Here is a 15,658-nt window from a genome sequence, read left to right on the forward strand (position 1 = left end):
CTAATCGATATAGTTATTAATAGTACCCTTCTTTAAAAGTTCCTCAAAGTGACCTTCTTCGGAAATTTGTCCGTTGCTAAGAAGTATAACCCGGTCGCAGGCAGCCATGATGAGCGGATCGTTGGAGACAGCAAGCAATGTATAGCGGTTGTCGGCATGGATCACCGACTGCAGCATATCGAGTTTCTCCTGTCGCTTGAGGCCCGCGAAGAAATCATTAAGGATGATCAGCGCCGGTTTTTTAGCCAGGCACCGGGCCAGTATAAGTTTATGAATAAACGAACTTGAAAATCCTTTACCGCCACTCACAATATGGGTATTCAACCCTTCGGGTAAACGGTTCACTTCATCTTCCAGCTTTACCTTTCGTATCGCCTGGATGGCATCTTCAACGCTGCGTGTAGCACTGCCCAGGGTAATGTTCTCCAGTATCGTACCATCGAATATATCTTCCGGTGAAATGTTTTTAGCCATGCTATCGCGCAGGTGGCGAATGTCCAGATCACGCAGTGAATAGTTGTTGATGGTGATGATGCCTTCATAGTCGGAATGTATACCGGCAATCAGGTTGGTGAGTGTGGTCTTTCCAGCGTTGCCCGGACCTGCAATGCAAACCCGCTCACCGGAATTGATACGAAGATCAATTCCATTGAGTACATGCTCTGTTTTCTGCGGGTACCTATATTTGAGTTGCTTCAATTCAATGGAGTAACCCGTAACAGTATGTCTTTGAAAATCCAGCCCGCCTACTTTCTCCAGCGGCAAGTCCGTGAGCTGTGCGATCTTGTCCACGGCCGTTAGCAGATCATAGATAACATCCATATAGGTGATCGTTTTCTCAACGGCATTCAGCATGAGAATGATGATCACCTCGGAGGCCACAAATTGTCCTAATGTGATTTCGCGGTTCACTACCAGTATAGTTCCCAGGATAAGCAAACTCGCGGTGACGGCCGTTTTAAAAACGACGATAAAAGAGAACTGTGTGATGAGCACCTGGAAGTGAGCCTTGCGATACTTCAGGTAATTGTTGACCATGTTGTCGGTTCGCCGGATGGGCAGGTCCGTATTGCCTGCCAGCTTAAATGAATTGATGGAACGGGCGAGCTCCTCGAGCCATTGCACTACTTTGTATTTATACTTTGACTCATTGATGGATGAGGTGAGCCCGTTGGCCCCGGTGAGCCAGAAAATCAGGAACAGGACAAAGACCAGTATTACACTGAAGAACACAAAGAAGGGGTGGTATAGCGAGAGCAGGATGAGCCCGAAAAAGATCTGTATCGCTGCAGAGGAAAGATCGATCAGCATCTTGGGTAATCCTTTCTGTAGTGTAATCACATCGAAGAAACGATTCACAAGCTCCGGAGCATAGTTGTTGAGAATCGACTCCATACGAATGCGTGGAATACGGAATGCAAACTCGATGGCGGCCTTCGTAAATACACGCCGCTGCAAATGCTCAACCAAACCGATCTGTATGATCTGCAGTATCCCTGTGAAGAGTACACCCAGGATGACGGCAGCAATCAATAGATATACCGAGCTGAAGAACACGCCTCCGGAAATAAGCTCTACGGTGTTCTGGATACCAACCGGTAAGATCAGGCCGATGAGCCCCACGACGATGGAATAAAATAGTATATATAGTATATCTTTTCTTTCCGTGGACAGAAGCCTGAAAAACCTTCTGACAGGACTCATCGGCTCAGGTACCACATCCCCCTCGTAGGCGTAGTCGCTCACCAGGTTTTTGTAAGGATATAGTATATACGTCACCACTCCGTTTGCATGGCTATGGAGGGAGGTCAGCTGCGAGATGTCTGTTCCAAAGGAAAGCTGTGTATTTTCTTGCAGCGCGGTGATCGCTATTTTTTTTCTTTCACATGAAATCAGCAGCGGCACAAGCTCCTGCGGCGTTTCATGGAATACGAGCACAAGTATATTGTCGTCCTTTACCAGGTCTGTCAGGGATGCAGCGGGTATATTTTGCTCCAGGAAAAGCATACGCATTTTACTGCCCGCCTCGATGAGATCATTCTTGAACTCACCAAATTCATTTTTTGCATAGTGGCGGTTGTTGATCTCTACAAAGCGCAGGTCCGCCGGGTTGAATTCGTGCTTGAGTAAAAGTGCAGCCTCTCGCAGTATCCGTATGATGGAGTGATTGGTCATTTGATCTTTGCGTTAATTGTATTGAGCACCATGGTTTCCAGAAACTCGGCGAGCCGCTCATGCTTATGCCGCGAGTCTGTTTTTATATCCGTAAGAGAGGGCAGGTGCTGCGCATAGTATAGCTGGTGATTTGCACTTAGCATGACGGTGCTTACTAGCGAATGCGGAAATCCATAGTTCGGACTGATCTCCTTGAGTATACCGGCTATTTTTTTGCACAACGATTTATAGGGAAGGAACAGCCCTTCTTTATTATCAGTATCCACCTGCCGGGTCAGGTACGTTTTTTCGAATTCAGTGTTGACGATGCGCTGCAGTCTCTGCTCATCGACAAAGGGAATCTCCGGGTCTATCTTCTTTTCTTCGGCCAGCATCCGGATACAGGTTCGCAGTCGCTCCACGGGGCTTGCTATATTCTGGATGCGATAATCTATTTTATACTCCAGCCAAGTCCAATACCAGTCGATTAAGTATAAAATCAGGCGATGCTTGTTTTCGAAATACCGGTATATAGATGCTTCCGTGGAGCCGATCTCGGCACCCAGCTTTTTGAATGTAAAATCCTCAGCACCGGTTTTGTCAATCATTTTAATACTGGATTGAATGATCTTCTGGCCCAGCGTACTGGACTGCGGGTCCCGCAGGTATAAGTTCGGATTCAGTTTAAAAGAGACGATAGTCATGTGCTTAAAAATGATAGTATTGCTATCATAAACGGTAGTTATGCAATATTGTTTAAATTTTTTTCTGTTTTTTATGCGGGGGTCGGGGGAGGTCCGGTGACCGGCTCACTTTCGAAGTAAAAAAAGGAGGAAGTTTTCGCTGCCCATGATGTCGATCGTAATTTGGTCTGTAAAGACAAATTATGTATGTCGTTTTGAAATGGTTATACGGATATATACATGTTATTTTTGACAAGTTGTTTGCTTAGAAATTTTGTCAGTGTCAATGGTTAGTCTTTTAAGACTCAAAATACTGTCTGGTGCGTACGGATGAGATAGACTTCTGGCATATATAGTCCTACTAGATGGAAATCTTTCCTGTTATTTAGTAGTGGAGTCCTGTCCAGACCGTCTTTTTGTTTTATCATGCCTGTTCAAGTAGTCTGTGGTCAATTCCCTGTTAGTAAATTTCAGTAATCACATCAATGAGCAGCAGAAGCGGATTTATGATAAGCGCGGATACTCTCAATTCATTTATAGGCCCAGTAAACGCAGGGGGAGCATGTAGCATTAGACGGTAAACGATAAAGAACCGAAATATCCTTGACGCGAGAAATCGATGAGTCACAATAGGACACGCAGTCAGTTAAATAATGGAAGGACAGGCGTGCGGCCTATATATCAGTAAAAAGCGAACTCTTGAACAACGAAGATTTAAAAAAGAGAATTGGTATAGACGTAGCGAGTAGCGCCTGAACTCAAATTCAATCACTTGAGAAGAAACTGGCTGTATATATAGGCGGCTTAATGAAACAGATCTTTACCTGCATCGCCTGGATTTATTATGGAGCAGGGAAACTTCTTAGGAATAAAAAAACAAAACTATAGGAAGGAATATTTCAATGTATCGGAAGGTCAGGAATGTAAGACGCCTCTCATTCATGCACCGTTCGTCTATCACAACAGAGCAGGTAAGCACGACCTTACGCTATACGATTGGAAGAGCTTCATAGGATTTGCTGACTATCATTTCGAGTCAGGGTATAAATAGTATAGATGCCATCACTGTAAAGGTATAGTTATATATATAAATATAGGTTTTGGATTTCAACTCCGCTTGCGTTACTAAAGAGATTTTTAGGGCTGACTTAGACTGCCAGTGCAGACGCTCCTTTAACTTTTATCTTTTTTATCGTGTATTATCTTCCCCCATTTTTCCAGCATATCCATAAGTGTATCGAGTTTGAAAGGCTTGCTTACATAGTCATCCATACCAGCCTCAAAACAAATCACTTTATCCTCCGACATAGCGTTTGCTGTCATGGCTATAATGACGGGCTGGTTTCCAATCTTTTTTCGAATGTGCCTTGTGGCTTCTAACCCGTCCATTTCTGGCATTTGCACATCCATGAAAATAAGGTCAAATTGAAATTGCCGGAGTTTATCAAGTACGGCAAGCCCATCGGTTGCCACTTCAGATAAATAACCAAGTTTGTTCAACGCACGGATGGCTAATGTTTGATTTACAGCATTGTCTTCAGCAATAAGGATTTTCAATGGATATTTTTGAGCCAGTTCGCTGGAGATTTTTCTGCTCTCGGTGGAAGGAGGTGTAAGTTTGCTACCTTTTTTGAGCAGGCCCATTATTGCATTTGAAAGTACTCTTTGCTTTACAGGTTTATTCAATATCTGCGAGAATAAATGCTCATACTCCTTTTTCTTTTCATCGCCTATGGAGCTAAGTAATACGATGGGTAAATCTTTGCTGAGTTCTCTAACACGCTTGGCAAATCCAACTCCATCCATCACAGGCATTTGCATATCGGTAATAATTAAATCAAAATTGAAATTTTCTTGTGTTAAGATATCCAATGCTTTCTCGGCTGAACTTGCCACTACGCTGGCCAATCTCCACTGCTGGAGCTGCGTCTGCAGGATCCTGCAATTTGTACTGTTATCGTCTACAACCAGTATCCGCTTTCCTTGCAAACCATCGGTGCTAAAATGGATATAGTTAATGACCGGGGTCTTACCTGCTTGAGCCTGAATTGTAAAGGTAAAGGTGGTGCCTTGACCAGGAGTACTTTGAACACTTATCTCTCCTGACATTAATGTGACAAGTTTTTCAGTAATTACTAAACCTAACCCGGTGCCGCCATATTTCCTGGTAGTCGAGGAATCAACTTGGGAGAAGGCTTTGAATAGTCTTCCTAATTTGTCTGCCGGAATGCCAATTCCGGTGTCGCTGATCTGAAACTCGAGTTTTAATGTATCTTGCTCCTGTTCCTGCGCCGATACGCTTACAAATATTTCCCCGTGCTTGGTAAACTTAATGGCATTGCCAACCAGGTTTATGAGTATTTGCCGAAGTCTTAATTTGTCGCCTAAAATAGTATTGGGGACATTCGAATCTACCTGATAGAGAAGGTCAAGCCCAACGGAAGCCGCCTTAGCAGAAAAAACGTCAAGCACTTCTTCAATGCATCCTCTCAAATCAAAGTCGTAGAGATCCAGTTCCATGTTTCCGGACTCTATTTTTGAGAAATCCAGAATATCATTTATTACCGATAACAAGCTTTCCCCGGAGTTATGGATGATCTCTAAGTATTCTATCTGCTCGTCATTTAAGGGAGTCTCCCGGAGTAATGAAGCCATACCAATCACACCATTCATAGGTGTTCGGATTTCATGGCTCATCGTTGCCAGGAAAACGCTTTTTGCTTTGTTTGCCTGTTCGGCCTCCATGCGTGCCTTGCGTTCTTCTTCCGTGGAACGGGCCAGCTGCATAGTCCTGGTTTCTACCTGAAGCTGAAGGGCTTCCTTTTGTCTTTTGATTATATTCATTCGGATAATAAAAAATGAGGCAAAGCATCCGATAATCAAAAAGACCGATGCTGACCGAAACCACCAGGTCATCCAGAAAGGAGGGGTTATTGTAATGGAAAGTGTAGCCATTTTCGAGGACCACTCGCCTTGATTGTTCAGCCCTTTAACTCTCAAAGTATAGTTTCCACCATCCAGGTTTGTATAGGTTACCGAATGCTTGGTTCCAACATAATTCCATTCTTTATCGAATCCCTCCAGCTTATAGGCGTATTGTTTTTTCTCGTTTGATGTATAGTTCAAAGATGCAAAACCAAAGGAGAGTACGGATGCACTGTGCGGAAGTACGATTGATTTGGTTTCTGAGATATGTTGTCTTAGCGGTGAGTTATCTTCGGGGCTCCCCGAAATCTTAACTGCCTTGTTAAAAAGTTGGAAATCGGTAAACACAATAGGAGGATCATAGCTTTTTTCTGTTATGCTATCGGGATAGAATTCGTTGAATCCATTCGGCCCACCGAAGTACATGGCACCGGTTCTACTTTCACAAACGGCATTGGTTATAAATTCCTTTCCCTGGAGACCATCGTCGATACCAAAATTCTTGAAGGTGTTATTCTCTGGATTGAATCGGGAAATACCGTTGCTGGTACTCAACCAAAGATTACCGTGCGAGTCTTCTAAAATACCCAAGATCTGTTCGGCAGGTAAACCATCGCTTTTGTGGAAAGAGCGAAATGTTTTTCTATCACGGTCGAATAGATTGAGCCCGCCTCGCGTACCTGCCCATAGTCTTTTATGGCTGTCTTCAAAGATGGTCAGCACCGAGTTATTGCTGACGCTGTTTTTGCCTGGGTTATTGTTAAATGGCACGAACGTTTTACTGGTTTTGTCCAGCAGGCATAGGCCAATACCTTCCGATCCTACCCAGAAATTCCCCTGGCTGTCTTCCATGATTTGATTAATGCATTTATTATTATTAAAGCCATCAGGGTGGTTCAAAACTGTGTTATATCGTATGAAATTGTCTTGACTTGGATCGTACAAGTTAACTCCACCGGAGAAAGCGCCAACCCATATATTCTGTTGCCTGTCTTCATAGAGTGTAATGATGTTGTCATTGATCAGACTGTTGGCATTTGCTGGATCATGCCTGAAATGTTTGAATGTATTTTTCTCTTTGTTAAAAACGGTTAAACCATTCCCCCATGTGCCGATCCAGAGGTTTCCCTTGCTATCTTCTATAACTTTCAATACATGGTCTCCACAGATGCTGTTTCGATCATGTGCTTTATGCCGGTAGTGGGTGAAAGTTTTGTCTTTGCTGTCGAAGTAATTGAGCCCTCCGCCATCGGTGGCTATCCATAGATTATTTTTGGCGTCCTCGAAAAAACCCAATACGGTATTGTGGCTGAGACCTTGCCCGGACGTGTTTGAGCTATAGTGGGAAAATCTGCTCTCATCAATACCAACAAAATCAACGCCATGACTGAACGTACCAACCCACATGTTCCCTTTGGTGTCTTTGAGAAGAGAAGTTATCGAATTATCGCTTATGCTGTTGCTATTGCCAGCCTCAAATACGTAGTTGTAGAATGTGTTTGATTTACCATCCATTACACTCAGGCCTCCATTTTGAGTGCCGATCCAGAGGTTTCCTTTTTGATCTTCCTGCAAAGCAGTAATACTATTTTTGGGAAGCATGTTTTGCGGGTCACCGTTTCTAAATCTTTTAAATTTTCCCGACACTTTCTCGATTACATTAACGCCGGTAACACCTCCGATCCAAAGTTGTTTTTTGCTGTCCTCAAACATGCACAAGATGCCGCTCACCGTTAAAGAATCGCTATTTTTTTCATGGGGTTTGAACCTGGTAAACGTTTGACTTTTCTTGTCAAAGAGATCCAGCCCATCGAAGGTTGCTATCCAAAGGTTATGGTCGCTGTCCTCCAATATACTATGGATGTAATTGTTGCTGATGCTGGAGGGGTTCGCTTTCTGGGAAGAATAGTAGGTGAATGTTTTAGTCTTCTTATTAAATCGTGCAAGTCCTTTCCCTTCCGTTCCGATCCAAAGATTACCTTGGTTGTCGATTTCAATACTTGATAATGGGCCAGAAAAGTCAGGATCCGTAAATTCGAGGATCTTATCCTGTTTTCTATCCAGCATCTGCAGGCTCCCTTTTTGAGTAGTCATCCAGATGTTACCCGCTGCATCTTCCTTCATATCGGTTACGGCATTGGAGGCACCCTCATAAGTATTTTCATTCGCATTGTATGTTGTGAACGTATAGCCGTCATATTTATTTACACCCTCTCGCGTTCCAAACCACATCAGTCCTCTGCTATCCTGCAGAATGCAAAGTACATTTCCATGTGAGAGACCTGCCTCACTGCTGATATGATCGAACTTAATATTTTGCAGCTGGCTTAGCGCATGGTAATGTAACAGCAGGATGCATGTGATAATTATTCCTATGCGTTTATAAGATTTCGAGGACATGAATTTGGAGTTAATTATATGTTTAACCTGAAACATGAACGAGTGGTAAAGATATAATTTAAAGGATGAGGATGCGTTGTGATCGGTGCGTTATCAGACAGTATAAAAATGATAATGATGGTGCAACTTATATCAGGTGTTGATTGAATTAAGGTATATATATCTTATGTGTTGACACCGTTAGTGGGAGAGATTCAGGTGTATATTGGATGCGCCATAATTATCGTCTTTCTATATATATCTTAGTCTTCCGATCGTTTCTTGTTTTCTTCCTTTCTGTGTCAGAGAGTATTAACCCGGTTTTTTGAAAGGGTAGGGTTGTGTGCTACAAATGAATAATGTTGCTATAATACTCTGTATGCCTGGAGGGTATCTATAGGTATGTCTGGGGCGCATCTGATGAAATACGACTAAAACGTATGCCATAAATAACTGTACTGAATGGATGAACTGCTTTTATATATTTTATTGTGTGTTCCGTCTTTCCACATGGGCCTTTGATCACCTGTATTTACAGATGGTCATGTATACGTAAAGGAATTTTGCTGGTTCTCTTTGATGTCCGGTCTTAGGATTAACCTGAACGCAACATCATTTGTCAGGGAACTAACTGTCCAATTGATGAGCATCTTTATATGGTTCATTACTGAATTGATGGGCTATAACTGAGGGGTGTCAATCTCTACAGAAGGTATATTTAGGTCAGGTGAGGAACTTAACATAATTGACCTGGCCCAATACACCCTTATTTAAGTATATATATATATACGGTCGCTAAAAAAAAACAAAAATTTTTTAAGGTGGTTGTCGGACGAACAAAGATTAGATGCTCGCCTGCAGCTAGGCAAAGGTAATCAAAAGTCAGGTGTACAATCAGTCGCGTTGATTTTATACCTTGCCAGTCTATGATGAGTAAAAGAGCTATAGCGGAGTTTAAATTCAAACCTGGCCTTCCTTTGGAACTTGAAATCATTTCCATCAAAGACCTATACTTAAAGAACAGGAAACTACTGACCTTACCGCATCGCACAGATTTTTATCACATCATTTGGATTGAAACGGGAAGCCCCACACACTTGGTTGACTTTAATCCGGTGAAGGTGCAGAAGAATTCGATTCTGTTTATCAACAAGGCCCAGGTACACCTGTTTGACTCCTCGGAAAAGTATGATGGTAAGGTGATCATCTTTACGGATCGGTTCTTTTCCAAAAATCAACAGGATATAGATTTTCTTAACAGCACAATTCTTTTCAATGATCTCTTGGAAAGAACACCCTTGAAGCTGGATGGTGTTAAGCATAGTCTTATTTCATTGCTGGAGCTGATGGGAGCGGAGATCGCCGGTAAAACTCATGCTGTGCAAGGTGATATTCTTCAAAACTACCTTCACAACTTTTTGCTTTTGTGTGACCGGGAAAAAAGAAGACAAGGTTTCAAGGAGATTCCCAAGGGCGCAGATCGCGACTATTCAATATTATTTACTTCCCTGGTTAATGAGCATTTCAGTAGCGTTAAGTCAGTATATGAGTACGCAGAGATGATGCACGTTTCTGAGAAAAGACTTAGTCGTGCGACTGCTCGCGTGCTGGGAAAATCTCCCAAGGACATCATAAGCGAACGTGTATTGCTTGAGATCAAAAGACTTCTGGTGTATACCAACAAAAGCATCAAGGAAATTGGATTTGACATGGGATTTAATGAGCCCACCAACTTTATCAAATACTTCCGCGTGCAAACGAGTCAAACGCCATCCGAGTTTCGGCAGACACATCTCTGACAGTTGTCCCAAAAGTATCATTCGAAGGCCGGTTCTTACCTTTCCCCGGGGCACCTGGACCAGCATCTTTGCATTGTTAAACAACACAACGATGACAACAATCAAAACTTTAGTGCTGGGCCTAATAACGCTTGCAGTGGCTGCATGCTCAGGAAACAAAACCACTGACACTGCCGGAGAAAATGATTCAACAACAACCAATATATCTACGACTATGGCAAAAAGTAATAAGGAAAAAGGTGTCGAATTGCTTAAAGCAATAGAGACCGGCGCAGGTGAACCTATCGCCTATATCAACCCTCATCAGTACACGCAGCATAATTTAGGCGCTGCCGATGGCCTTGCCGGTTTTGGTGAGCTTCTAAAGGCGTTACCACCAAATTCAGCAAAAGTGAAAACGGTAAGAGCGTTTGAGGATGGCAACTATGTTTTCACGCATACCGAATATGATTTCTTCGGCCCAAAGATCGGGTTCGATATTTTCAGATTTGAAGATGGTCTCATCGTAGAACATTGGGACAATCTCCAGGAAACTCCCAAGCAACCCAACCCGAGCGGACACACGATGATCGATGGTCCGGCCACCTCAACAGATACAGCAAAAACTGAAGAGAACAAGAAACTTGTCCGGCAATTTGTGGATGATATCCTGGTGAACGGAAAAATGGACAAGCTTGCAGGTTATTTTAATGGCGATAACTACACCCAGCACAATCCCCAGATTCCAGATCAGCTTTCAGGCCTTGGTAAGACGTTAGGTGAACTCTCTAAGCAAGGTGTCACGTTGAAGTATGACACGATTCACAAAGTTTTGGGAGAGGGTAACTTCGTACTTGTGGTAAGCGAGGGGCACTTTGGAAAAAGCTATAACGCGTTCTACGATTTATTCCGGGTTGAAAATGGTAAGATCGCCGAGCATTGGGATGTGATCGAACCAATACCAGCAAAAGAGAATTGGAAAAACGGTAATGGTAAATTCGGATTCTAATAACTAAAATAAGTTGTATATATACTGGGGACAATTATAAAAACTGTTCCCAGTATTTTTCTGTTCAAGGGCCGGAGTCTCTTGCTCCAATGACAAATTGTTGAACAAGACACGGTCCGTTTTCATACCTGTGGAGCCCAGCCACGAGGTAAGGCCCGTTTGTGACAGATTTCAGTCCCTCTTCTGACGGATTTTACCCCCTTCAAGCGCTTGTATTTTTGAGTATCTTAAGCGTTTCTGTGAAAATCGAAACCAGGCGTATTGTTTATGAGGAAAAGTTTTTTCCGAACCGTTATTACAGGGGTGTGTTTGGGTATTGTGATTGCCAACGTGTATGGCCAGCCTCCGGATTTTTCAATTGAGCACTTAACAATCGACAATGGTCTCCCTCAAAATGAGGTGACAGCAATTATTCAGGACCAGAAAGGTTTTATATGGTTTGGCACCCGCGGTGGTTTGGCACGCTATGATGGGGCAAGCATGAAAGTCTTTCAGTGCGAACCCGGCACGGTGAACAGTCTTTCCAACAATTCGATTGAGACTTTGTTTGAAGGCTCTGATGGAAAAATCTGGATTGGTACAAAGGCCGGTGGGTTAAACTCGTTCGATCCCTTCTCTGAAAAAGTCGAACAATTCCAGTTCAGGGCAGAAGATCAGCACTCACTGAGTGGAGATGGTGTTGTGGCGGTTGCTGAAACGCAGGACGGAAAAATCTGGGTTGGCACCGATGGCAACGGGCTGAATTGTTTTAATCCGAAAACAGGAAAGTTTACCCGGTTTTTGAAAGGACGCCATGTGCTGGCGCTGCGCTGTACAAAGGACGGCACATTATGGGTGTCTGCCGATCACTTGCTTTACCGGATTGAAAAGGGAACACAGGAACCAGTGGCGGTGAATTTGAACTTGCCGCAACACGTTATGATAACCTCTCTCATTGCTGACAACGACAGGGATGAATTATACATTTCAGGCTGGAAAAATGGCGTGATCATCTACAATTTTACTGAGAAAAAAATTACCGAGCACATCAGACTTTCGTCTGCTGAGCACCTTCAACAAGGAGATGACGTTTATTGCCTTCTTAAACCCACGCGGTCTAATTCTCTATGGATGGGAACCTGGGGTGAGGGTCTTAAACACCGGGATCCGGAAGGCCACGTGGAGAAGGTTTTCATTGCCCCCGATGTCCGGGCCCGCTATAACACTGACTTTGATATTATACTGACCATTTTCGAAGACCGTACCGGGAACATTTGGGTTGGAACCGACGGCGGTGGTGTTTGTAAGCTTACCACACAACGCAGGTTTTTTCAATCCTACACATTCAAGAACAGTAACCTCAGCAGTGGTCATGTTCTGAGTACGTTGCAAGATCGCACAGGGAGGCTATGGATCGGGACGAAAGGCGGCGGGCTGAACGAACTTCGGGGAAATGAAATTTTCCACCACCAGGAGATTTTTGACAAGATTAAAGATCTAAAGGTAAATGACATTCACACACTTTTTGAAGATGTTAATGGTGATGTCTGGTTTGGTTCTAACTATGGCCTGCACAGGATTACAGGAATTGTCGGAGATAAAATTTCATTTGAAACTATCACAAACGATCCGCTTGAGCAGACTTCGCTTAGTGACGAGAAGGTCACAGCCATACTGCGTGACCGCCAGGGCAGGTTATGGGTGGGAACGCAGCGGCAGGGGTTGAACCGGTTAACGGGAAGAGATGCCAACGCGAAATCTTCCTTTAGACACTATAAGAATGATTCCAGCAGTTCGTTTTGCCTGGCATCCAATCGTATCAGCGCGCTATACGAAGACAGCAAGGGAAGGCTTTGGGTAGGTTCCTATAAGGGACTGCATCTTTACAGGCCTGATATAGATGGCTTTGTTCGGGTGTCGCAAGGTACTGGTGGGCTGAGTAACAATATCGTCAGTTGTATCCAGGAAGATCGGCACGGCAATATTTGGGTAGGTACTGCCGGAGGCCTGAACAGGGTAACCGTTTTGAATGATGCACCGACCGTAGCGTACTTCACCCGGAAAAGTGGTTTGCCAAATGATTACATAACCTCGATTATCGCCGATGACCAGAACCATTTATGGATTGGTTCAAACGGAGGATTATTTAAGTTCGATATTGACAATCACCATGTTCAACTATTCAACCTCAGTGATGGACTGCAGGGCAATGCGTTCTCGGAGAATGCTGCCTGCAGCGGCAAGGATAACCTGTTATACTTTGGCGGCAGCAATGGGCTGACAGTTTTTAACCCACATGAAAAGTTCGCCGAGGTGTCTTCACCACTTTCGTTTGTTTCATTAAAGGTGATGAATCAGGACGTATACCCGGGCGAATTGGTGCACGGGCGTAAGATTCTGGATAAGTCAATCTTGTATACGGATGCGATTGTTTTGTCTCACCTTGACAAAGTATTCACCGTGGAAGTTTCTTCGATGGACTTTTCAATGCCGGAGAAAAACTATTATGCTTTTAAGCTGGAGGGCTTCGACAAGGAGTGGTCCAATGTGAAGAATACACGAACGGTCACCTATACGAACCTGGCACCGGGTTCATATTCGTTACAGGTGAAAGCAGGTGATATGGGTAACATCTGGGTGGGCAAACCAATAACGCTACGCATTACGGTATTGCCACCGCCTTGGCGTACCTGGTGGGCCTATGTAGCGTATGCGGGTGTGATTAGTGGCTTTGCCCTGGTGGTACTGTATTATGTGAAGAAGCAAATGCATCTAAAGGAAGATTTGCAAAAGGCTCAACTCATGTCAGCCAAAGCTGGATTAGAAAAGATGAAAGAGCAGGAAATGAGCGAGATGAAATTCCGGTTCTTCACAAATGTTTCCCACGAATTAAAAACACCGCTAACATTAATCATCAGTCCCCTGGAAGAGGTCCTGATCTTAAAAGATTTACCCAAAAATATTCGGGAGAAATTGCTTTTAATGCATCGGCATTCAGGAAGATTGCTGACACTCATCAATCAACTCCTTGACTTACGGAAAGCCGAGAGCGGCAATATGCGACTTCAAAGTGAGCAAGGCGATATTGTCCGGTTGACTTTTGAAGTCTTCGAAGGATTTCAGGATCTGGCAAGTCGTCAAAATGTAAAGTACAGCTTTCAGAGTGACATTGATCAGTTGATGGCTGATTTCGATGAGAGTAAAATCGAGATGGTGATCACCAACATCCTGTCCAACGCATTCAAGCATACGCCTGCGGGTGGCAAAGTCAGTTGCTCCCTGTCAATCGAGAAGGACCATCTCATTAACAAATCCTTCTGCTGCATACATGTTGAAGATACGGGCCGCGGTATGCCTGTACATGTGCTCGACAAGATTTTTGACCTTTACTACCAGGTTGCCGTGGTGGACTCAGTAAAAATTTCAGGAACGGGCATAGGCCTTTCCTTGGTGCGTGAGATCGTTCAGTTGCATGGTGGGGCTGTGGCGGTGGAGAGTGCAGAAGGCAAAGGTTCCAAGTTCAGCATTCGGCTGCCGCTTAAGAATTTAACAGCTGATTCCCTTCATTCCACCCGACCCTGTATTCCTACCGCTGTTGAATTTGTTCCGGGCGCTGAAACCATAGAGGATGATAAGCCGCTTGTGCTGATCATTGAAGACACCGATGAACTTCGGAGTTACCTTATTGATCTTTTGCATGATGAGTTCAATGTTATCCAGGCAATCAATGGCGAGGAAGGCTGGAAAATTGCTATGGATCGGGTTCCCGATATCATTGTCAGTGACGTGATGATGGATCGGATGGATGGCTTTGAACTGTGCATGAAGGTCAAGAATAATGTGATGACCTCGCATATACCGGTAGTTTTATTAACGGCCAAGAACATGCCGGAGAGTGAGCTATCCGGTTTGGATGCAGGAGCAGACGACTACATCAAAAAGCCCTTTAATCCCATCATACTGGTGGCACGAATCCGGCGCTTGCTGGAGTCCTGCAAGAAGTTGAAGGAGTACTATAGCAAGAAAATTACCTTACAACCCACCAACATAGAGATTACGCCATTCGATGAGAAATTTCTGCAGCATGCCATGAGCTATGTGGAGGTTAATTTACTAAATCCGGAATTGACAGCAGAGTCGTTGTGTCAGGAGCTGGCGATGAGTCATTCGCGTCTTTACAGGAAGTTAAAAGTGTTAACGGGTCAAACTATTCAGGAGTTTATCCGGTCTATTCGGCTAAAGCGCGCTGCTCAGTTTTTGGAAACGGGCCAGTACAGTGTTTCGGAAGCTGCGTTTCAGACCGGCTTTTCGGAGCTGAAATACTTCCGGAACTATTTTCGTGATCAGTTCGGGTGTTTACCATCGGAATACCACAAGGGAAATTCTGAACAAATACCGAAAGTCTAATGTGGTAAGGTCTTTAAGTATATACTATATCCTATATCGCTGAAGACGGGCAGTTTGTTTGGGTAGAGCGTTTTGCATAATGCACTGTGCGGTATTTTTATGATCAGCAAATTCCTAAGGAGATTGCAATTGAACTAAAGCGAAATATATACCAGGTTTGAGTGATGAAAAAGATTGGCACAAGGAGCGTGAAGGTGCTGTGTATACTAGCCCGCCTTTAAGAGTTTGATAGATATATACTATCGTCGGTACGTCAACGCCCCATAAGTAATTCTTTTATTTTGCAGCAAGATATTCGCGGTGTGGCGTGAGGTATATATAGGAATATATACAGAGCTATATTG

The 15,658-nt window shown here is 43.8% G+C and carries 7 protein-coding genes; 4 read left to right on the forward strand and 3 right to left on the reverse strand.

All coding sequences use genetic code 11. The features are described from left to right. Together B5Y40_RS10830 and B5Y40_RS10835 are read right to left on the reverse strand one after the other, a co-directional pair. On the reverse strand, positions 1-2,175 hold the full coding sequence (locus tag B5Y40_RS10830; RefSeq protein WP_079686676.1) for a peptidase domain-containing ABC transporter: 2,175 nt from the start codon (positions 2,173-2,175) through the stop codon (positions 1-3). Then, positions 2,172-2,858, reverse strand: coding sequence for a TetR/AcrR family transcriptional regulator (locus B5Y40_RS10835; RefSeq protein ID WP_079686677.1), 687 nt, complete (start codon positions 2,856-2,858; stop codon positions 2,172-2,174). Before B5Y40_RS10835 ends, B5Y40_RS10830 begins: the two co-directional genes overlap by 4 nt. An 823-nt stretch (positions 2,859-3,681) precedes the next feature. Between B5Y40_RS10835 and B5Y40_RS10840 the strand changes: the two genes are divergently transcribed. After that, positions 3,682-3,888 carry a hypothetical protein gene (locus B5Y40_RS10840; RefSeq protein WP_079686678.1) on the forward strand — a complete coding sequence of 69 codons (207 nt, stop codon included), beginning with the start codon at positions 3,682-3,684 and terminating at the stop codon, positions 3,886-3,888. A gap of 122 nt (positions 3,889-4,010) precedes the next feature. On the opposite strand, the gene B5Y40_RS10845 is transcribed toward B5Y40_RS10840, so the two are convergent. Then, positions 4,011-8,162 (reverse strand): hybrid sensor histidine kinase/response regulator, encoded by a 4,152-nt coding sequence (locus B5Y40_RS10845; protein WP_159453656.1) that lies wholly within the window; start codon positions 8,160-8,162, stop codon positions 4,011-4,013. A gap of 905 nt (positions 8,163-9,067) precedes the next feature. Here B5Y40_RS10845 and B5Y40_RS10850 point away from each other — a divergent pair. The 3 genes from B5Y40_RS10850 (at position 9,068) to B5Y40_RS10860 (ending at position 15,314) form a co-directional block, all read left to right on the forward strand. Continuing rightward, positions 9,068-9,940: an AraC family transcriptional regulator gene (locus B5Y40_RS10850; RefSeq protein ID WP_079686680.1), complete on the forward strand. Its 873-nt coding sequence runs from the start codon at positions 9,068-9,070 to the stop codon at positions 9,938-9,940. A 91-nt stretch (positions 9,941-10,031) separates the two neighbouring features. Beyond that, the gene (locus tag B5Y40_RS10855; protein ID WP_185145722.1) at positions 10,032-10,928 is read left to right on the forward strand and encodes a nuclear transport factor 2 family protein; all 897 of its coding nucleotides are present in this window, start codon (positions 10,032-10,034) and stop codon (positions 10,926-10,928) included. A 267-nt stretch (positions 10,929-11,195) separates the two neighbouring features. Then, positions 11,196-15,314 (forward strand): two-component regulator propeller domain-containing protein, encoded by a 4,119-nt coding sequence (locus tag B5Y40_RS10860; protein ID WP_079686681.1) that lies wholly within the window; start codon positions 11,196-11,198, stop codon positions 15,312-15,314. Positions 15,315-15,658: the final 344 nt, after the last annotated feature.

This window comes from Ohtaekwangia koreensis, from assembly GCF_900167975.1.
Classification (GTDB): domain Bacteria; phylum Bacteroidota; class Bacteroidia; order Cytophagales; family Cyclobacteriaceae; genus Ohtaekwangia; species Ohtaekwangia koreensis.